Origin of the sequence: Aquimarina sp. TRL1 (assembly GCF_013365535.1) — a bacterium.
In the GTDB taxonomy this organism is placed as follows: Bacteria; Bacteroidota; Bacteroidia; order Flavobacteriales; family Flavobacteriaceae; genus Aquimarina; species Aquimarina hainanensis.
In genome coordinates this window covers 2,539,003-2,559,085 of record NZ_CP053590.1, presented here as the reverse complement: position 1 = coordinate 2,559,085, position 20,083 = coordinate 2,539,003, and the positions used below count along the sequence as shown (strand labels likewise).

Sequence of the window (20,083 nt, the reverse complement as noted above, 5' to 3'; positions counted from 1 at the left end):
TTCTTCTTATTCTCTAATTATAAACGATACCCAATCGTGAACTCTACTGCTTCGGCCTTCGCTGCATGAGAGCGTACCGTGACAGAACTGATTATTTTATTTGTTATATAAAATTGCAGTCCTAACCTATTGTACAGTTCTCCTTCAAAATCATATGGATAATACACATAGTATCCTAATTGAGTAAGCAATGACAATCTATTAATTCGCAGTTCGTGTCCTGCAAAAACCCCAACTCTTTTAGCATCTTCGTCTCCTGTTGTTTCATTATTAAATCCTCCTACTGCCCTAAAATCTATATAACGTTCTAATGCTTTGGAAAAAAACAACTCTGTTCCCAATTGAATTGCACTTTTTTTATTTAATCGTTTATCAACAAATCCTCCTATGGTATAAAACGGATATTGTCCTGATCCTACTACATCATTTTCATTGACTCCTCCTCTAAAGAAAAAACCTACTCCCACAGGTTCTTTTCCTTTTAGCAAATCATTTTCCTTTTCTACAAATGTATATTCCTCATTATCTACGGCATAATTAACTCCTACAGTAAACAGGAATGTATTGGTACTGGTATTAGGTGCTTTAAAATTAGCATTGGAGTAATGCACCACTCCAATACCAGCTTCAACCCCCACTCCTTTTACAATATTTTCTTTTTTATAGTTTAGCAATGCATATGTAGAACTCATTATATGCGATCCATATGCTATATTTCTATAATTATCATCTATATCATAAGGATTAGTCGTATAAGCTATCCCTTGCGCAATTCGAAACATCAGAGTTCGCTTTAGAAAATAGAAATTATAATGTGCGTAAAGCCCATAATTTTCTCCCAAATATGTATTATCCATATTTTGGTAAATAAATGAAACACCATAATCCGGGTAGTTATATAAACGTTGCCATTCCCGATCTCCAAATGTTTTCCTATCAACTGACAATAAAATCCCCGATGGGTGTCCGGTAATCAGGTGAGATATTGTAGGGTTATGCTTCAACACGGTACCACTAAAAGCAGTAATCCCAACTGTATACTTACGAGCATTCGTTACTTCACTCTCCTGAGCTTTTAACAAAAAGCTTAACATCAAAAATCCTCCAAAGAAAACTTTTTTCACATTTCAAATCTTAATTTGTAACCTCTTTTTATTCAAACAAAAAATGTAATCAATCTACCTAAAGATGACTACATTTCTTTCTTTTGATATCCGGTCAAAAGTACTAATTATCTCTATATGGACAATATCCTAACATATATTTAAAAAATCGCTTCGGCTATCTGTTTAATATTATCAGATTTCCCCATAGAATAATAATGTAAAACCGGTACTCCATAATCTAATAGTTCCTTAGACTGTTGAATAGCGAATTCTACTCCCACCTGTCGCACCTGTTCTCTGGTCTTACATCCCTCTACTGCTCTTACTAATTCATCTGGCATATCTAGTTTAAAAACCTGAGGTAGTAACTGTAAATGTCGCTGTACCGCCACAGGCTTTATTCCTGGTATGATCGGTACTTCAATCCCATGCTCTCTTGCTTTTTCTACAAAAGAGAAATATCTTTTATTATCAAAAAACATCTGAGTCACAATATAGTCTGCTCCTGCATCAACTTTTTCTTTTAATCTTCTTAAGTCTGCATCGAGAGAAGGAGCTTCCATATGTTTTTCGGGATAACCAGCTACCCCAATACAAAAATCTGACTTATTGTCTGATTCTATAACTTCATGTAAAAACTTTCCTTTATTCATATTGGTAATTTGCTTTACCAATTCATTTGCATATGTATGCCCTCCTCTGGTAGGGACAAAGTACTTTTCTTCTTTCATAGCATCTCCTCTTAATGCCATAACATTATCAATCCCCAGATAATGACAATCTACTAATAAATACTCTGTTTCTTCTTTAGTAAATCCTCCGCAAAGTACATGAGGTATTGTATCTACATTATACTTATGTTTTATAGAAGCGCAAATCCCTACAGTTCCCGGTCTCATTCGTGTTAATTTCTTATCCAGCAACCCATCCCTGTCGATATAAATAAATTCCTCTCTAGAAGTTGTTACATCTATAAATGGTGGATTAAACTCCATTAACGGGTCTATATTATTATATAGTTCCTGTATGCTTTTTCCTTTTTGTGGTGGTATTAACTCAAAGGAAAACAATGTTTTCCCTTTGGCTTTTTTTATATGTTCTGTTACTTTCATTCTCGCTGCTTGGTTAATTATGTTATTGCTACTTATGGTCTTTCTGTCAATTACTCTTCTAACAGGTTTGGATTCAACCATTTTCTAGCATATGCTATATCTACATTTTTTCTTTCTGCAAAATCCTTTAACTGGTCTTCTCTTATCTTTCCTAATCCAAAATAAGATGCTTCTTTATTACCAAAGTAATATCCAGATACTGATGCTGCTGGCCACATGGCAATACTCTCTGTCAACGCTACTCCTATTTCTTCTTTTACTTTCAACAATTCCCAGATTGTTAACTTCTCTAAATGATCAGGGCAAGCAGGATAGCCGGGCGCTGGACGAATCCCGATATAAGTTTCTTTAATCAATTCATCATTAGACAACTGTTCATCAACAGCGTACCCCCAGTCTTCTTTCCTTACTTTCTCATGTAAGTATTCTGCAAAGGCTTCTGCCAGACGGTCTGCTAATGCTTTAATCATAATTGAATTATAATCGTCGTGCTCTTTTTCAAAAGCTGTGGCTAACTCCTGGGTTCCAAACCCTGTGGATACACAGAAACAACCGATATAATCTTTCTTTTCACTATCCGCCGGAGCTATAAAGTCTGCCAATGCCAGATTTGGTTTTCCTTTATATTTTTTTAATTGTTGCCTCAGGGTTCTAAAAATCACAGCTGGTGCTCCATCAGCATACACCTGAATATCATCATCATTTATGGTATTTGCTTCAAACAATCCATAAATTGCTTTTGCCGAAAGCAATTTTTCATCAAAGACTCTTTTTAATAGTTCCTGAGCGTCTTTAAACAAAACCGTTGCCTGCTCTCCAACCACCTTATCTTCTAGTATTTTTGGATACTTCCCATGTAAGTCCCATGACCTAAAGAAAGGACTCCAATCTATATAAGGTTCCAAAGTCGTTATATCGAAATTCTCTATCACATGAATTCCTAATTTATTAGGTTTCTTAATCGTTGTGGTATCCCAATCGACTTTGTATTTATTCTCTCTCGCTTCCTGAATGCTTAGGTATTCTTTTCTTTTTGTTCGTTTTAGGAAGCCTTCTCTAAACTTTTCATAATCCTCTTTTATATCTCCGACATATTTCTGATTACTCCTTTTATTCAACAGGTCTCCTACTACAGTTACTGCCCTAGAAGCATCATTAACATGGACTACTGCATTTTTATACTGTGGATCTATCTTAACTGCCGTATGCGCCTTTGATGTGGTAGCTCCTCCAATCAGCAATGGGATTTTAAAGTTTTTTCGTTCCATTTCCTTAGCCAGATATACCATCTCATCCAATGAAGGAGTAATCAAACCACTTAGCCCGATAATATCCACTTGCTCATCGATGGCTGTCTGAATAATTTTTTCAGGAGGCACCATCACTCCTAGGTCTACTATTTCGTAGTTGTTACACCCTAATACCACAGAGACGATATTTTTACCTATATCATGCACATCTCCTTTAACAGTGGCCATCAAAACTTTTCCGGCACTATCACTTCCTCCTACATCTCCTGTTGCATTTTTCTTTTTCTCTTCCTCTATAAACGGCAATAAATACGCTACTGCCTTTTTCATCACCCTAGCAGATTTAACCACTTGAGGCAGGAACATTTTTCCCGAACCAAAGAGGTCTCCTACCACGTTCATCCCTGTCATCAAAGGACCTTCTATCACCTCGATAGGTTTACTTAAGCTTTGTCTCGCTTCTTCTACATCTTCTTCTACATACTCATCTATCCCTTTGACCAATGCTCTTGTTATCCGGTCTTGCAAACTCTCTTCTCTCCATGATAGATCTACCGTTTTTTCTTTCTTAACTCCTTTAACGGTTTCTGCAAAATCCAATAATCGCTCTGTAGCATCTTCTCTTCGATCCAAAATCACATCTTCGACATATTCCAGAAGATCTTTTGGGATATCATCATACACCTCTAACATGGCGGGGTTTACAATCCCCATATTCATCCCTGCTTCAATAGCATGATACAAAAAGACTGAATGCATCGCCTCTCTTACCACATTATTCCCTCTAAATGAAAAAGAGACATTACTCACTCCTCCACTTACACTACAATGTGGCAGGTTCTCTCTAACCCACCTGGTTGCTTCTATAAAATCAATTGCATTTTTTCTATGTTCTTCCATTCCTGTTGCCACCGGGAAGATATTCAAATCAAAAATGATATCTTCTGGCGGAAACCCTACCTGATCAACCAGAACATCATAAGATCTTTTGGATATTTCTATACGGCGTTCATAGTTATCTGCCTGTCCCACTTCATCAAACGCCATTACAATAACAGCTGCTCCGTACATTTTTATCAGCTTAGCGTGTTTTATAAACTCTTCCTCTCCTTCTTTCAAGCTAATTGAGTTAACCACACATTTCCCCTGTACAACCTGAAGCCCTGCTTCAATAATATCCCATTTGGAGCTATCAATCATAATAGGTACTCTGGCAATATCTGGTTCTGAAACTATCAGGTTCAGAAATCGAACCATTGCTTCTTTCCCGTCAATCAACCCATCATCCATATTAATATCAATAACCTGTGCCCCTCCTTCTACCTGATGCCTGGCAATAGCTAATGCTTCATCAAATTTTTCTTCTTTAATCAGGCGAAGAAATTTTCGAGAACCAGCTACATTTGTTCGCTCTCCTACATTAATAAAGTTAGTATCAGGAGTAACAACCAACGGCTCTAAACCTGATAGTTTCAGATATTTTTTTTCTATGGATTGCCCTGACTTATTTTTTGTCATAATCTCTTCGTATTAACAACCTATGATAATTTATTTTTATATTCTTCTCACATGAAGAACAATTCCCCTACAACTGTCTAGGTTTATAATCTTTAGTTAAATCAGCTATTGCTTTAATATGTTCCGGAGTTGTTCCACAACACCCTCCTACAATATTAATCAAGTTTTTATCTAAATATTCTTTAATCTGATCTGCCATCTGTTCTGGAGTTTCATCATATTCTCCAAAGGCATTTGGTAATCCTGCATTTGGGTGTGCAGAAGTAGCAAATTCAGATTTTTGCGACAGTACTTCTAAATGAGGCGTTAACTGATCAGCTCCCAATGCACAATTAAACCCTATTGATAACATGGGGATATGCGAAACAGAAATGAGAAATGCTTCTGCTGTTTGCCCTGATAAGGTTCGTCCACTAGCATCTGTTATGGTGCCACTAATCATGATTGGCACTTCAATCTCTCTTTCTTCTTTTACTTCTTCTATAGCAAATAGTGCCGCTTTTGCATTTAGTGTATCAAATATAGTTTCTACCAACAGTATATCTGCTCCTCCATCCAGTAGTGCTTCTACTTGTTGTTTATAAGCAATTCTCAACTCATCAAAAGTTACTGCTCTATACCCTGGATCATTCACATCCGGAGACATACTGGCTGTTCTATTAGTAGGTCCGATCGATCCTGCTACAAACCTAGGTTTATGCGGTTCTTTTTCTGTAAACACATCTGCTACTTCTCTGGCTATTTTTGCCGATTCATAGTTTAGCTCATATACCAGCTCTTCCATTTCATAATCTGCCATCGCAATGGTCGTTCCTGAAAATGTATTGGTTTCTACGATATCTGCTCCTGCCTGAAAATACAGTTTATGCACTTCTTTAATGGCATCAGGCTGAGTTATACTCAATAAGTCATTATTCCCCTGAAGAGGAACCGGCCACTCTTTGAATCTCTCTCCCCGAAAATCTTCTTCTGTAAATTTATAGCGCTGCAACATTGTCCCCATAGCGCCATCTAAAATCAGAATGCGTTCCTTTATAATCTTATGTATATCTTTCATCGATAACTGTATTCTTTAGCATTATAACACGCAAGCCGAATTAGTATCACACTCTTTTCTAAATAATGAAAAAGAGTCCTGTGATAAAAAACAATATAAATACTCTTACTAAAAACAATGATTACATTTGTTTTAGTGAATTTATAAGGTATCAAGAAAATTAGTGAGGACAGTACAACTGCTTATAGAATTGTTATCTATTTCGCTGCGCGAATAGAATGTAGCACCTTCTTTACCAGATAAAGGGTTGCTAAGGTTTCACAGGGTCTATTCCCTCCACCTTTCTTGATAACATTAAATACGTGTAAGAACTATTTTTTTACGACAATTAGTGCGTATTAAAAAATCTGATGCAAAGAAAAGGCATCTCCTTTTGTTTTGCAAGTTTATTTTTTTGAAAAAGGTCACAGCATATACCATGACCTTTTCTAAAAAAATATTATTCTGGTGCCAATTCTATCTCTAAACCATCTAAGGCTTCTGTAATAGGTATTTGACATCCTAATCTACTATTATCTTCTACATGAAATGCTTCTGCTAACATCATATCTTCATCGTCTCCCATCTCTGGCAATTCATGATCAGACAGTACATAACATTGACAAGACGCGCACATTGCCATCCCTCCACATGTTCCTTCTACCGGCAATTCATATGCTTTGCATACTTCCATCAGGTTCATTGCCATATCTGTTGGCGCTTGTACTTCATGAACCACTCCTTCTCTGTCTTTTATTTTTATTGTTACGTCTGACATATTTTCTCCCAAGATTTACTTTAGCAAAGTAATCTTACTATTATTGAATTAATAATTAGTTTGGTCAAAATATAGAAACTATTGTTTCTATTATTCTTTTTACGTTATTGATTTTACAACTGCTTTTTTAGCTTCTTTTCTACTCCCATCGAATCCATCAATACCACTTACTGTCGTATACTTCATCACATATTTTTTGTCTGGGTGAATTCTCTGGTAAGCACTTTGACACATTAGAGTTGCTTCATGGAATCCACACAGAATCAATTTTAGCTTTCCTGGGTATGTATTCACATCTCCGATAGCATAAATTCCTGGGATATTCGTTTGATAATCTAATGTATTATCCACTTTGATTGCATTTTTCTCTATCTCTAATCCCCAATTCGCTATTGGTCCTAATTTAGGAGATAGTCCGAATAACGGAATAAAGTGGTCTGTATCTTTCACAAACTCTCCTTCTGTTTTGTGCTTTACCGTAACTCCAGTAATATGTTCTTCTCCGTGAAGTCCTACTACTTCTGCTTCGGTAATTAAGTTTACCTTGCCTAACTTCTTTAATTCCGCAACCTTTTCTACAGAATCTAAGGCTCCTCTAAATTCGTTTCTTCTATGAACCAGAGTTACTTCACTTGCTACATCTGCCAGGAAGATTGTCCAGTCTAATGCAGAATCTCCTCCTCCTGCTATAACTACACGCTGATCTCTGTATACTTCAGGATCTCTAATGATGTAAGCGACTCCTTTATCTTCAAAATCTGCAATATTAGCAATTGGTGGTTTCCTTGGTTCAAAAGATCCTAAACCTCCTGCAATAGCTACTACTGGCGCATGGTGTTTTGTTCCCCTATTTGTGGTAACAATAAACGTTCCATCCTCTTGTTTTTCTATTGTATCTGCTCTTTCTCCTAACGTAAATCCAGGTTCGAATGATTTAATCTGCTCCATTAGGTTATCTACTAGGTCTCCTGCCAATACTTCAGGAAATCCTGGTATATCATAAATAGGTTTTTTAGGATAAATCTCTGCACATTGTCCTCCAGGTTGTGGCAATGCATCTATAAGATGACATTTCAACTTCAACAATCCTGCTTCAAATACTGTAAACAATCCTGTTGGACCTGCTCCAATAATTAAAATATCTGTCTTAATCATTTCTCAACTTTTTTAGCTATTAATTCTTTGGTGAATTCGTTCAATCGTTCCACTTTTTCTCCAAAATCACCTTTTATAGTTTTTCTATACTCGTTTAAATTCTTTACTAGATCATCAATATTTTCTGGAATTACTTCTTCAAAAAACTGACGTAGTCTCTTTGCTGTAGTCGGAGATTTTCCGTTTGTAGAAATTGCTATTTTCACATTCCCTTTTGTCACAACTCCCCCCATATAAAAATCACAATAAGGTGGGTTATCGGCTACATTAACAAGAATATTCTTTTTTTGACAATCCTCGAATACTTTTATATTCACCGCTGGCACATCTGTGGTTGCAATTGCTATATGCTTACCTTTCAGAAACTTTTTTTTATATTTTTTTGTGATCATTTTCACTCCAAAATCACTTGCTAGTTTCTTTGTTCCCTGACCAAATTCCGGTGCTACAATTGTAATATTTGCATCAGGACTTGATTTTAACAAAAAAGTAAGCTTTTCTTCTGCTACATTTCCTCCTCCTACAATCAGTACTTTAAGGTTTTTTAGTTTCAAAAAAACAGGATATAAGTTATTTCTTTCCATTACGATCTCAGGTATTACTTATTCTGACGCAACTTCTTCATTTACTCTTTGGTAAATAGACTCTAACTCAACTCTGTTATTCACCACCTCTCCTATAACAATAATTGCTGGTGATGATAATCCTTTTTCAGCTACGACCTTTTGAATAGAATCAATGGTTCCAAAACCGAATTTTTCGTCTTTAGTTGTTCCATTCTGAATGATCGCAACAGGCGTACTTTCTCTATTTTCGTCTGCAAAGATACTAACTATTTCATTCAACTTACCCATGCCCATCAAAATTACAATCGTCGCATTAGACTTTGCCGCCAGATAAACATCTTCTGATAATTTATGAGCCTTTGTTGTACCTGTTATTACCCAAAAACTTTCTGAAACTCCTCTTCTAGTCAAAGGGATTCCCTGATAAGCTGGCACTGCTAATGAGGACGATATTCCTGGGATCATTTCTGTCTGTAAACCAAACTGTTTTACATAGTCGATTTCTTCTGCTCCTCTTCCAAAAATAAACGGATCTCCTCCTTTTAAGCGTACTACATGTCCTTTTTCTTTTGCTCTACTGACAATTAATTCATTGATCTGATCTTGATGATATGCATAGCAGCCTTTTCTTTTTCCTACAAAAATCTTTTCGGCATCAGAAGCATATTCCAGTAATTCTTCATTTATCAATGAGTCATATAACACTACATCTGCCGACACCAACGCTTTAATCGCCTTAAGTGTTATCAAATCTGCATCTCCAGGACCTGCTCCTACTACAGTTAATTTCGGACTTGTGTTTCTTGAAGGAGAAATCACTTTTCTTCCACGCTCCTTATCTCCGATATCATCAGAAAAAATAGTTTTTCTATCTTTTATACATTCAACATTCCTTTTCACTGTTCCCTCCTTCTTTTGTTTTTAGTTTTTTTTTACAGCTTCATGAAGCAACTTCTGCTTCTCTGAATTCTTGTACTTGCTTCAAAAACTTTTCTGCACTTTTTATATAATCTACTGCAAAATCCTGAGTCGGTGCATTTTTTTGCAACTTATACACCAATTCGGCAAAAGATGCTTCTTCTACCTTAATTTTCCCAGTAGTAACAAATTCATCATCAAACTGACTGATCACTTTGGCATGGCTATTTGTTTTCTTCTTCGCTGCCAACAACAATGCTTTTGCTGTATTGACTAAGGAGCTATACGCATGATACACTGCATCAGAGTAGATTTCATTTTCAAAAGATACTTTTGCATTTTCTATCTTCTCTTCGCTTTCCAGAAATAGCGTAGCGATCAAATCAATAACAACTCCGGCACACTCTCCTACTCCAATCGCTTTGACATATTTTTCTTCATTCCCCCAGTCAATAAAATCTTCTTGAGTAAGGTTATCTATTTCTGATAAATCTGTCAGCAACTCATAAAAATATTTTTCTCCTTTTTCCTCATAATACTCTACAAAAGGAGTGTCTTTGGCATTGGATTCGTAATCATTTAATATACGACGTAATGCTTCCGGTCCTCTTTTACTAGGGATTTTCACCACTTTATCTGCGAAGCGAGCATTTCCATCTCCTCTATTTGCTCCTCCTAACAGGACTTGCAAAGCGGGAGCTACCAGTTTATCTTTAGTTCGGATAGACATCCCCTGAAAACCGATATTAGCCATATTGTGCTGTCCACATCCGTTCATACATCCACTGATCTTAATCACTAAATCCTGATTTTCTAGATATTGTGGATACTCTGCTTTGATTACTCGCTCTAATTCTCTAGCAATCCCTGTACTACTGGCAATCCCTAAATTACATGTATCTGTTCCCGGACAAGCAGTAATATCAATCGCTTTATTATATCCTGGAGCTACAAAGCCCAGTTTTTTTAATTCATTATAAAAGAAAGGTACTAAATCTTCCCGAACATAAGGAATCAAAATATTCTGACGGAGCGACAATCTCAATTCTCCAGCTCCATATTTCTCTACCAGATCAGCAAGTAACCTTGCCTTGTCTGTATAAAAATCTCCTAAGAGTACTTTTATTCCGATTGCAACATACCCTTCTTGTTTTTGAGCCATTACATTCGTTGATTTCCACAACTCAAATGCTTCACTATCTTCTATAGTGACTTCAGGTGTTTCTACCGTTGCAGGAACCGAAATCGGATAGGCTTCATAATCAATTGGAACAGACGCGACAGAAACTGCTTTTTGCTCTGCTTCTAAAAGTTCCTTAAACGCTTCCAGACCTATTCCTTTTACCAAAAACTTCAATCTTGCTTTTGCTCTACTTTTTCGTTCTCCATGGCGATCAAAAATTCTCAACACTCCTTCCATCAAAGGAATAATTTTATCTGCTTCCAAAAAGTCATACAATACATCTGCATGTCTAGGCTGAGATCCCAACCCTCCTGCTAACATTACTTTAAAACCTCGAACACCGTCTTTTACCTTGGCGATAAAACCTAAATCATGCATATAAGAAAGTCCTGTATCCTCATCTGATCCTGAAAAAGAAACTTTAAATTTTCTTCCCATCTCCTGACAAACCGGATTCCTCAAGAAGAAACGAAATATTGCATCTGCATATGGAGAAACATCAAAGGCTTCTTTTGGATCAACTCCTGCTGTTTCTGATGCCGTAACGTTTCTTACCGTATTTCCACAGGCTTCCCTAAGGGTTACATCATCTTTTTCTAATTCTGCCCAAAGTTCCGGAGTTCTATTTAAATCTACATAGTGAATCTGAATATCCTGACGTGTGGTAATATGCAATCGCCCTCTGGAATACTCATCTGACACCTCACAGATACGTCGTAACTGATTACTCAGCATCTTCCCATAAGGCAATTTGATGCGAATCATCTGCACGCCCTCTTGTCGCTGTCCGTATACTCCTCGTGCTAATCGAAGACTACGAAACTTCTCCTCATCTACTTTCCCTTCTTTGAATAATTGAATTTTATTGGCTAATTCAATGATATCTTTTTCTACAATCGGGTTTTCTATTTCGGTTCTAAAACTTTGCATTTTTTTTGATATTTACACCCTTCAAAAATGGGCATAGTTATGACTTTTGTGTACTTTTTGTATCGCTTTTAAAAACGTGCTATTCTACTCGATATCAACTACTCTACAAATCCTACCGCAGAGGTATTATTTGTCTGAGAATCGATCAGGATAAATGAACCAGATGCTTTATTTTTTGTATAAGAATCAAAGGCCAAAGGCTTGCTTAATTGAATCTGAACTTTTCCAATTTCGTTTAATTGAAGTTCATTTTTAGAAGCGTCTTCTCCAGAAAAATCCGTTGCAATAGTTCCTTGAATGCTTTTAACTTTTGCTAAGATTCTATTACTTCCACTTTGTAAGAAATAATTAGTTCCGGGGTTCAGTTTTTTACTATCCATCCAGCATAATGTTGCTGAAAGTTGTTTCTCTACTTTTGGTTTTTCGGATATTTTTACAATCATATCTCCTCTACTGATATTAACATCATCTTCTAAGGTGATTGTACAAGAACTTCCTCTTCCTGCTTTTTCAAACTTTTTATCAAAGAAGTAAATTTCTTTTATTTTTGAAGTTGTCAATGAAGGCAATACAGTAATTTCATCACCTACTGCCAGGTCACCGCCATACAATTTCCCTGCATATCCTCTAAAATCATGGAATTCTGCCTGCTTAGGACGAATTACCGTCTGAACAGGAAATCTCAATTGTGATTTTTCAAATAAATCCTGTGCATCTAATTCTTCTAAATGCTCTAATAGTGTCTGCCCTTTATACCAAGGGGTATTTTCTGATGGCGTCACTACATTGTCTCCTTTTAAAGCACTTACAGGAATAAATGTTACATTCTGTTCTTTATAATCACTTTTTTGAATCAGTTTCTCAAAATCTGCTTTTATAGCTTCGTATTTCTCCTGAGAAAAATCTACTAAATCCATCTTATTCACAGCCACTACTACATCCTTTACTCTCAATAAATTATTGATAAAGAAATGTCTGTATGTTTGCTCCACTACTCCTTTTCTAGCATCTACCAAAACGATAGAAGCCTGAGAAGTAGAAGCTCCTGTCACCATATTTCTTGTATACTCTATATGTCCTGGAGTATCTGCAATGATGTAACTTTTTCGTTTTGTAGAAAAATAAATATGCGCTACATCAATCGTTATTCCCTGTTCTCTCTCTGCTACTAATCCATCTGTTGCTAAAGAAAAATCCAAATAGTCAAATCCATTTGCTTTACTTTTTGCCTCAATAGCTTCTAATTTATCTGTAGTCAGGGATTTTGTATCATATAAAATACGACCAATTAACGTACTTTTTCCGTCATCTACGCTCCCTGCTGTTGCTATTTTTAATACTTCCATCTTTTTAGATTGATGGTTGATTGTTTTTTTTCTACATTAACAAACCAACCTTTTCGACACTATTCTTTTTATTCTATCGACCTTCTTTTATAAGCAAGTCCTAACATTATATTTTCAACGTTTATTTTTATATCTCTTAAAAATATCCTTGTTGTTTTCTTTTTTCCATCGCTGCTTCAGATCTCTTATCATCGATTCTCGCTCCTCTTTCTGATATTTCCGAATCCCTGATTTCTGCTACTACTTTATCAATCGTTATCGCATCTGAAAGCACCGCTGCTGTACAGGACATATCTCCTACTGTTCTGAATCGAACCATTCTTTCTTCTACTTCTTCGTGTTCGTCTCTATACACCACATCATCTTCTGCTGACCAAATCATACCATCTCTGATAAATGTTTTTCTTTTATGGGCAAAATAAATAGATGGGATTTCTATTTCTTCTTTTTCTATATAACTCCAAACATCCAACTCTGTCCAGTTACTGATCGGAAATACTCGAACATTCTGTCCTAAATCTATTTTCCCATTTAAATGGTCAAACAATTCTGGTCTTTGGTTCTTTTCATCCCACTGTCCGAAATCATCTCTCACAGAAAAAATACGTTCTTTTGCTCTTGCCTTCTCTTCATCTCTTCTTGCTCCTCCTATGGCTGCATCAAACTTAAATTCTTCCAACGCATCTAATAATGTTGTAGTCTGAAGACTATTTCTACTAGCATATCGCCCTTTTTCTTCTACTACTTTTCCCTGATCGATAGAGTCCTGAACATTACGAACAATTAACTCTACTCCCAATTCTTTCACCAAACGATCTCTAAATTCAATTGTCTCAGGAAAGTTATGCCCTGTATCTATATGCAATAAAGGGAACGGTATTTTTCCAGGGTAAAATGCCTTCTGCGCTAATCTTACTAGAGTTATAGAATCTTTCCCCCCTGAGAATAGTAGTACTGGTTTTTCAAATTGTGCCACCACTTCTCTGAATATGTATATAGCTTCACTCTCTAAAGGATTAACACTAAGAGTTGTTACTCCTTCCTGAGTTCCTAAACCAGAAATTTCTCCTCCGTATTCGTCTTTCTTTTCTACTATTTCCATTTATTTATTTCTTGTTTTTATAATGAGCTTTTATCACTCTAAAAATATCTTTTATCTATTTCTAATTCCCCTTATAATGTATGCAATCCGCACTCTCTATTACTTATTACTTTTGTAGGGTCAAAATACTTAAATTCATTCGGCAATTTATTGTCTAATAAATATCCGTCAAGCTTCTCATCATCATAGTAATAAAAGGGGCTTACTTTTAAGACTCCGTCTTTCCCTAAACTCAGAATATCTAGCGAATCTCTGAGTGCTGTCTGTCCTTTTCTCAAATTCGTAAACCATACATCTGGAGTAAAATCTGCCATTGCTCTTCTAAAGGGCTCTAACTTTACTTGTTCTGTAAATACCTTATGCATCGGATCTTCCACATCGGGAATCCCCATTACTACATCTCTATGAGATGCCGTCTGTCTAGGCACATACAACTGTACATTTAACTGCAGTAACTCTATTACTTTTTCTGCATGTCTATATGTATTTGGTGTATTATACCCCGAGTCACACCATATAACCGGAATGTCTTTTTTCTCCTGTACACACACATTAAGAATGGCTGCTTCATAAGGTCTAAAATTTGTGGTTACAACAGGTTTTTTTGCCCTTGACAAAGCCCAGGAAACAACTTCCTGAGGCGTCTTATCCTTAAGCTCTTTATTTAATTCTTCAATTTCTTTTTCTGTAAATTTCATAGTACACAGCAAATTTTTTCCACTCTTAACAAACTATTCTTCTCTTATGACCCAGATTATTCTCAATATGCTAAAGACTTTCTGAGATGTGACATTTTCGGGATACACTTAATTATTTTCCCCATTTTATACGATTCCATATTCTTTCATGAAAGAAATAAAGAATCATTTTTGTTACAAAATCAATCGATGCTATAGAAGTAGCCAACATCATTTCTCCTGTTAGAAGATAAGATACAATCAAGGTATCTAATGTCCCTACAACTCGCCAGCTAACTGCCTTAGCGATGCTTCGTATTGGCTTCTCTGAAACCTTATCTGACTCATACGATGTTTTCCTTCCAGCTACTTTATCTAATATCATTTGACTTGCTAACATTTTTAAAATTCTATTACCCTATCGGATTAGTAGATTATTCAGCAAATATATACATTAATTTGACACAGAACACATTCTTTATCAATTTTTATCATATTCCCAGTAAAATTAGAATCATTATAAACAAAGCTCAACACACCTCCATAAATACCTAATATTTCGGGTTTTACCTCAGTTTTTTTTAACTAATTATTAATATCCATTTATTCTGTTCTTCCGTTTAATAGCATATTTTAGCATAACTTTTAAAATCTACAAATCAATTTTAATTATGAAAAAGACGATCTTTTTTTTATTAATTATTCCTTTTCTAGCATTCACTTCATGTTCAAGTGATGATGACAATGCTACAGACAACGAGTCTTTACTTACCGGGAAATGGCGATTAACCGCCTTTAGTGTTACAAATGGAAAAAGTATTACCACCGCTCAGGGAGCTACTTTGACTACTGATTTCACATCAGAAGGAAAAGATTTTAGTACAGAGGTTATCTTCACTAAGATTCCTAAAATAGCTGCCAGCACCGGGAAATACACTGCTGTAACCACTACTACTGTTGAAGGACAAACTTCTACGACAGATGTTACCGGAGTCAATTTTGATCTTGTTGGCTTATGGGAAATCCAAGGAAATAAATTAATAGTAGAAGACCCGAATTCTCATGAAAAACAATCAACAACCATTACTGAATTAACTTCCACCAAATTAAGCTTTACGATAGACTATAAGGACACCGTAAACAATGCTGGTGTAACAACAGAAGCTTCAGGAACTGCTAATTATACGTTTACCAAAAAATAAACCCTAGTAGTTTTTTTTACAAAAAAAGACCTTAAATACTATTTTTAAGGTCTTTTTTTATTATTGTTAAATCGCCTGGATTACAGCGATCCCAACGCTTGTTCTATATCTTTGATTACATCTTCCACAGCTTCTAGCCCTACAGAACACCTCACCATTCCATCTGTTATTCCAACTGCCAACTTATCTTCCACAGCTAATTTACTATGGGTAGTTGAGGCCGGATGTGTTACTATCGTTCTAGTATCCCCAAGGTTAGCCGACAAGGAGCACATCTTTATATTATCAAAAAATGTTCGTCCCCCTTCTACTCCTCCTTTTACCTCAAATGCTACAATATTCCCTCCTAATTTCATTTGCTTTTTTGCTACTTCGTATTGAGGATGAGATACCAGAAATGGATATTTCACCCAATTGACTTTCGGGTGTTTTTCCAGGTATTCTGCTAATTTCAACGCATTCTCACAGTGCCTATCTACTCGAACTGCCAATGTCTCCAAACTCTTAGATAACACCCACGCATTAAACGGAGATAACGAAGGACCTGTATTTCTGGAAAACAAGTAAATTTCCCTTATCAACTCTTTCTTTCCGACAGTTACACCTCCAAGAACCCTTCCTTGTCCATCAATCAATTTTGTTGCCGAATGGATCACTAAATCTGCTCCCAGTTTAATCGGGTTTTGCAAATAAGGGGTTGCAAAACAATTATCAACTATAAGCAATAATCCATGTTTCTTTGCTATCGAACTTAACAATTCCAGATCCAAGACATCAACCCCAGGGTTCGTTGGAGATTCGGCATATAGGATTTTTGTATTCGGTTTAATTAACGCTTCTGCTTTTTCTACTTCATTCACCGAAAAATAACTTGTTTCGATATTCCACTTAGGAAAGTACTTAGTAAACAAAGAATGGGTAGATCCAAATACAGACCTAGCAGAGACGATATGATCTCCACTATTCAACAATGCTGCAAAGGTAGAAAACACGGCAGCCATTCCTGTTGCAAAAGCATATCCAGCTTCGGCTCCTTCCAGGTGACACATTTTATCTACAAATTCTGTCGTATTCGGATTACTAAATCGACTATACAAATTCCGTTCTTTCTCTTCTGCAAAAGAAGCACGCATTTCTTCTGAGTCTTCAAATACAAATCCTGAAGTTAAATACAAAGGAACAGAATGCTCCAAAAACTGCGTCTTTTCTGTTTGAACACGAACTGATTGTGTTTCAAAATTCTTATACGTTTCACTCATATGGCTTCATTATTTAACACCACTTGATACACTACTACAGCAGTAGGCTCTAAGGTTTTGGACACAGAACAATATTTATCAAAAGACAACTGTGCTGCTCTCTTAGCTTTATCAGGGTCTATTTCTCCTTCTAAATAAACCGTTACTTTTATCTCTTTGAACGGAGAAGCTCCCCCTATTTTTTCTCTTCTTCCATCAACTTCTGCACTATAGGCAGTTATTTGCTGCCTTTGTTTTTTCAATATTGAAATCACATCAATCGCACTACAGCCCGCAACTCCCATTAACACATACTCCATAGGACTTGGTGCCAAATCATGCCCTCCGTTTTCTGTTTTATTATCAATATGAGTCACATGACCTCTTTCGTTTGTTAACTCGAAATGATAATCTTGATCAATTCTCTTTAATTGTATTTTCATTGGTCATACTTATTTCTTAGTAATTATTTTTTTTAATTCACAGTATTCCTTCCAGTACTTTTTTTTGAACTTATCCTTTTTCTGTCAACCTGAGAATATCTCCAAAAACCCCTCTTGCCGTAACTGCTGCTCCTGCTCCTGCTCCTTGTATCACTACGGGCTGATCTCCATAAGATTCAGTGTAAATTTCAAAAATAGAATCAGACCCTTTTACCTGCCCCAAAGCACTGCTCTCAGGAACCGAAACCAGCTTCACCTCCAAAACTCCCTTTTCCTGTGACAAATCTCCTGATAAATCTCCTATATAGCGCAATACATGTTTCTCTTTCTGATCTTCTTTTATTTTTTCATATACCGGATCCAACTCTTGCAACCTTCCTAGAAAAGAAGCTGCGTCACCATCTCTCAAATTTTCCGGGATCAAATTATCTATCTGAACATCTTCAAACTCATTGCTCAAATCTAATTCCCTGGCAAGTATCAATAGTTTTCTCCCTACATCATTCCCACACAGGTCTTCTCTTGGATCTGGTTCTGTAAACCCTTTATCTATTGCTTCCTGAAGCACTTCACTAAACTTCCTGTTTTCTACTGAGTACGTATTAAACAAGTAACTTAATGACCCCGAAAACACTCCTTTAATTCGGGTAATGTTCTCTCCTGATAAATGCAACAGTTTAATGGTATCAATCAAAGGTAACCCTGCTCCCACATTTGTTTCATACAGATACTGTTTTTGATTTTCTTCTAGTGTCTTTCTCAACTCTTTATAAAAATCAAAACTCAGCGTATTCGCCACCTTATTAGAAGACACCAAATCAAATCCATGCTTCACTAAGGTAATATAATGATCTGTAAATTCTTTACTTGCCGTATTATCAATTGCTATTAAGTTCTCTAAATGGTGTACATCTGCATATTTTATAATTTCTTCGATTTCATATACAACTCCATGCTCCTCTAAATCTCCTCTCCACTCTTTTTTAACTCCATTTTTCTGCAAGAGTACTTTTCTCGAATTCGCTACAGCAAATATATTCAGATGAATTTTCTTACGCTTTTCTATCTCTTTTGCAGATGTCAATATCTGATCAATCAAAGTCCCTCCAACTAAGCCATGACCAAAGATGGCAATATTAACTTTTTTAGAAATTTCAAAAATCTCACCATGAATCACATTTAAAGCTTTATGAAGCTGGTTCTTTTTAACCACCAAACTCACATTCTTTCCTGTAACAGTATTATTAAATAAAAGCGGCACCACCTGATTCCGTATCAATGCATTATACGGCTTGTGAAAGGTACTTAAATCCTGTCCTATTATCGAAATTACAGATACATCCTTCTCCACTGTAATACTACTCACATCTCTTTTGTAAAAATCAGACTCAAACTCTTGCTCTAGCGTCGCCTTTGCCTGTTTTGCTTCATCTGCACTTACCACCAATCCAATTCCTCGCTCTGACGACCCCTGAGATATAATACTTACACTTATATTTTTATACGCCAAAGCTTTAAAAATTCTAGCATCAACTCCCACTTTCCCCAATAACCCTCTTCCTTCCAGGTTTATCAAAGACACATTCTCCAATACAGATAATGACTTAATACCTTTTTCGCTAGCTTCTGAAGTTATAAGAGTTCCTTCATTATTATGATCAAATGTATTCAATATCCGAAGAGGGATATTTTTCTCTATTAATGGAATAATCGTTTTGGCATGTAAAATATTTGCCCCAAAATATGCTAACTCATTTGCTTCTGTAAAAGACAGTCTTTCTATCTTCTTTGCATCTGGCACGAGATCAGGGTTTGCTGTATAAATTCCATTAACATGGGTGAAGTTCTGTAATTCTTCAGCATTTAAATAATTCGCCAATAACGAAGCTGTATAATTACTCCCATTTCTACCTAAAGTCGTTGTTTCATTTTTAGCATTCGAAGCGATAAACCCTGTCACTACATTCACTGTAGTTCCATTATATTTTTCAAAATGTTTCACGACATTTTCTTTAGATAAAGTATCTAACGGTTGTGCATCTCCAAATTGACCATCTGTAATGATCAATTCTCTACTATCTGTAAAATGAGCATTCACACCTCTTTCCTTTAGCAAATGTGTCACCAGCTTAGCAGAAATCACTTCTCCCTGAGACAACACCTGATCTTTGATTCTTTTGCTATAATCTCCCAGCAGTGAAACTCCCTCAAACAACTTGTCAAGAATTTCAAATTCTTCTAAAAAATTAACATTTCCAAAATCTGCGATTTGATATTTCTTAAACGCATCCAACGCCTCTTGGTAATTTTCATTTTTCACAGCTTGCTCCAGAATTGCTTCCAATTCATCTGTAGAAGTCCCTCTTGCCGAAAGCACCACTGTTATGTGTTCTCCTTTTTTTACTTTCTGATCAATAATATCTACTACGGTTTGGATTCCTTGTCCATTTGCCAGTGATTTTCCTCCAAATTTTAAAACTTTCATTATCCGTCTTTATTTTTTAATTCTCAAAGATCTCATCC

General features: G+C 36.0%; 17 protein-coding genes and 1 riboswitch. Of the genes, 1 reads left to right on the top strand and 16 read right to left on the bottom strand.

Features of this window, described 5'->3' with window-relative positions:
- Positions 1–17 precede the first annotated feature (17 nt).
- The 13 genes from HN014_RS10300 to HN014_RS10240 all read right to left on the bottom strand — a co-directional run bounded on the left by HN014_RS10300 (position 18) and on the right by HN014_RS10240 (position 15,062).
- On the bottom strand, positions 18–1,124 hold the full coding sequence (locus HN014_RS10300) for an acyloxyacyl hydrolase (protein WP_254884128.1): 1,107 nt from the start codon (positions 1,122–1,124) through the stop codon (positions 18–20).
- 140 nt (positions 1,125–1,264) lie between these two features.
- On the bottom strand, positions 1,265–2,218 hold the full coding sequence (metF, locus tag HN014_RS10295; protein ID WP_176028795.1) for a methylenetetrahydrofolate reductase [NAD(P)H]: 954 nt from the start codon (positions 2,216–2,218) through the stop codon (positions 1,265–1,267).
- A 50-nt stretch (positions 2,219–2,268) separates the two neighbouring features.
- Positions 2,269–4,986 carry a methionine synthase gene (metH, locus tag HN014_RS10290; RefSeq protein WP_176028794.1) on the bottom strand — a complete coding sequence of 906 codons (2,718 nt, stop codon included), beginning with the start codon at positions 4,984–4,986 and terminating at the stop codon, positions 2,269–2,271.
- A gap of 67 nt (positions 4,987–5,053) precedes the next feature.
- On the bottom strand, positions 5,054–6,043 hold the full coding sequence (locus HN014_RS10285) for a homocysteine S-methyltransferase family protein (protein WP_176028793.1): 990 nt from the start codon (positions 6,041–6,043) through the stop codon (positions 5,054–5,056).
- A gap of 190 nt (positions 6,044–6,233) precedes the next feature.
- Positions 6,234–6,338: riboswitch (SAM riboswitch) on the bottom strand.
- A 144-nt stretch (positions 6,339–6,482) separates the two neighbouring features.
- A complete protein-coding gene (locus tag HN014_RS10280) occupies positions 6,483–6,800 on the bottom strand; it encodes a 2Fe-2S iron-sulfur cluster-binding protein (RefSeq protein WP_176028792.1) in 318 nt (105 codons plus the stop codon).
- Positions 6,801–6,899: 99 nt separating this feature from the next.
- Entirely contained in the window at positions 6,900–7,955 is a 1,056-nt protein-coding gene (locus HN014_RS10275; RefSeq protein ID WP_176028791.1) for an NAD(P)/FAD-dependent oxidoreductase, read from the bottom strand.
- The gene (locus HN014_RS10270; RefSeq protein ID WP_176028790.1) at positions 7,952–8,539 is read right to left on the bottom strand and encodes a bifunctional precorrin-2 dehydrogenase/sirohydrochlorin ferrochelatase; all 588 of its coding nucleotides are present in this window, start codon (positions 8,537–8,539) and stop codon (positions 7,952–7,954) included. The genes HN014_RS10275 and HN014_RS10270 overlap by 4 nt, the downstream gene beginning before the upstream one ends.
- Before the next feature lie 18 nt (positions 8,540–8,557).
- Entirely contained in the window at positions 8,558–9,337 is a 780-nt protein-coding gene (cobA, locus tag HN014_RS10265) for a uroporphyrinogen-III C-methyltransferase (RefSeq protein WP_176031080.1), read from the bottom strand.
- Between the two features lie 124 nt (positions 9,338–9,461).
- The gene (locus tag HN014_RS10260; protein WP_176028789.1) at positions 9,462–11,552 is read right to left on the bottom strand and encodes a HEPN domain-containing protein; all 2,091 of its coding nucleotides are present in this window, start codon (positions 11,550–11,552) and stop codon (positions 9,462–9,464) included.
- Positions 11,553–11,650: 98 nt separating this feature from the next.
- Positions 11,651–12,898, bottom strand: a complete 1,248-nt coding sequence (locus HN014_RS10255) for a sulfate adenylyltransferase subunit 1 (RefSeq protein ID WP_176028788.1) — start codon at positions 12,896–12,898, stop codon at positions 11,651–11,653.
- A gap of 136 nt (positions 12,899–13,034) precedes the next feature.
- Complete coding sequence (cysD, locus tag HN014_RS10250) at positions 13,035–14,000, bottom strand: sulfate adenylyltransferase subunit CysD (RefSeq protein WP_254884127.1); 966 nt, start codon at positions 13,998–14,000, stop codon at positions 13,035–13,037.
- A 71-nt stretch (positions 14,001–14,071) separates the two neighbouring features.
- On the bottom strand, positions 14,072–14,698 hold the full coding sequence (locus HN014_RS10245) for a phosphoadenosine phosphosulfate reductase family protein (protein WP_176028787.1): 627 nt from the start codon (positions 14,696–14,698) through the stop codon (positions 14,072–14,074).
- A gap of 112 nt (positions 14,699–14,810) precedes the next feature.
- Positions 14,811–15,062: a DUF2061 domain-containing protein gene (locus HN014_RS10240; protein ID WP_254884126.1), complete on the bottom strand. Its 252-nt coding sequence runs from the start codon at positions 15,060–15,062 to the stop codon at positions 14,811–14,813.
- A gap of 286 nt (positions 15,063–15,348) precedes the next feature.
- On the opposite strand from HN014_RS10240, the gene HN014_RS10235 reads away from it, so the two are divergent.
- Positions 15,349–15,879 (top strand): hypothetical protein, encoded by a 531-nt coding sequence (locus HN014_RS10235; RefSeq protein WP_176028785.1) that lies wholly within the window; start codon positions 15,349–15,351, stop codon positions 15,877–15,879.
- An 80-nt stretch (positions 15,880–15,959) separates the two neighbouring features.
- On the opposite strand, the gene HN014_RS10230 is transcribed toward HN014_RS10235, so the two are convergent.
- The 3 genes from HN014_RS10230 to thrA all read right to left on the bottom strand — a co-directional run bounded on the left by HN014_RS10230 (position 15,960) and on the right by thrA (position 20,045).
- Complete coding sequence (locus HN014_RS10230; RefSeq protein WP_176028784.1) at positions 15,960–17,138, bottom strand: PLP-dependent aspartate aminotransferase family protein; 1,179 nt, start codon at positions 17,136–17,138, stop codon at positions 15,960–15,962.
- Positions 17,135–17,560 (bottom strand): OsmC family protein, encoded by a 426-nt coding sequence (locus HN014_RS10225; protein WP_176028783.1) that lies wholly within the window; start codon positions 17,558–17,560, stop codon positions 17,135–17,137. The genes HN014_RS10230 and HN014_RS10225 overlap by 4 nt, the downstream gene beginning before the upstream one ends.
- Positions 17,561–17,630: 70 nt before the next feature.
- Positions 17,631–20,045 carry a bifunctional aspartate kinase/homoserine dehydrogenase I gene (thrA, locus tag HN014_RS10220; protein WP_176028782.1) on the bottom strand — a complete coding sequence of 805 codons (2,415 nt, stop codon included), beginning with the start codon at positions 20,043–20,045 and terminating at the stop codon, positions 17,631–17,633.
- Positions 20,046–20,083: the final 38 nt, after the last annotated feature.

What these genes read in the sequence shown, in the direction of transcription:
- metF (WP_176028795.1), bottom strand. Translation starts at nt 2,218, where the DNA reads ATGAAAGTAACAGAACATATAAAAAAAGCCAAAGGGAAAACATTGTTT.
- metH (WP_176028794.1), bottom strand. Translation starts at nt 4,986, where the DNA reads ATGACAAAAAATAAGTCAGGGCAATCCATAGAAAAAAAATATCTGAAA.
- HN014_RS10285 (WP_176028793.1), bottom strand. Translation starts at nt 6,043, where the DNA reads ATGAAAGATATACATAAGATTATAAAGGAACGCATTCTGATTTTAGAT.
- HN014_RS10280 (WP_176028792.1), bottom strand. Translation starts at nt 6,800, where the DNA reads ATGTCAGACGTAACAATAAAAATAAAAGACAGAGAAGGAGTGGTTCAT.
- HN014_RS10275 (WP_176028791.1), bottom strand. Translation starts at nt 7,955, where the DNA reads ATGATTAAGACAGATATTTTAATTATTGGAGCAGGTCCAACAGGATTG.
- HN014_RS10270 (WP_176028790.1), bottom strand. Translation starts at nt 8,539, where the DNA reads ATGGAAAGAAATAACTTATATCCTGTTTTTTTGAAACTAAAAAACCTT.
- HN014_RS10260 (WP_176028789.1), bottom strand. Translation starts at nt 11,552, where the DNA reads ATGCAAAGTTTTAGAACCGAAATAGAAAACCCGATTGTAGAAAAAGAT.
- HN014_RS10255 (WP_176028788.1), bottom strand. Translation starts at nt 12,898, where the DNA reads ATGGAAGTATTAAAAATAGCAACAGCAGGGAGCGTAGATGACGGAAAA.
- cysD (WP_254884127.1), bottom strand. Translation starts at nt 14,000, where the DNA reads ATGGAAATAGTAGAAAAGAAAGACGAATACGGAGGAGAAATTTCTGGT.
- HN014_RS10245 (WP_176028787.1), bottom strand. Translation starts at nt 14,698, where the DNA reads ATGAAATTTACAGAAAAAGAAATTGAAGAATTAAATAAAGAGCTTAAG.
- HN014_RS10240 (WP_254884126.1), bottom strand. Translation starts at nt 15,062, where the DNA reads ATGATATTAGATAAAGTAGCTGGAAGGAAAACATCGTATGAGTCAGAT.
- HN014_RS10235 (WP_176028785.1), top strand. Translation starts at nt 15,349, where the DNA reads ATGAAAAAGACGATCTTTTTTTTATTAATTATTCCTTTTCTAGCATTC.
- HN014_RS10230 (WP_176028784.1), bottom strand. Translation starts at nt 17,138, where the DNA reads ATGAGTGAAACGTATAAGAATTTTGAAACACAATCAGTTCGTGTTCAA.
- HN014_RS10225 (WP_176028783.1), bottom strand. Translation starts at nt 17,560, where the DNA reads ATGAAAATACAATTAAAGAGAATTGATCAAGATTATCATTTCGAGTTA.
- thrA (WP_176028782.1), bottom strand. Translation starts at nt 20,045, where the DNA reads ATGAAAGTTTTAAAATTTGGAGGAAAATCACTGGCAAATGGACAAGGA.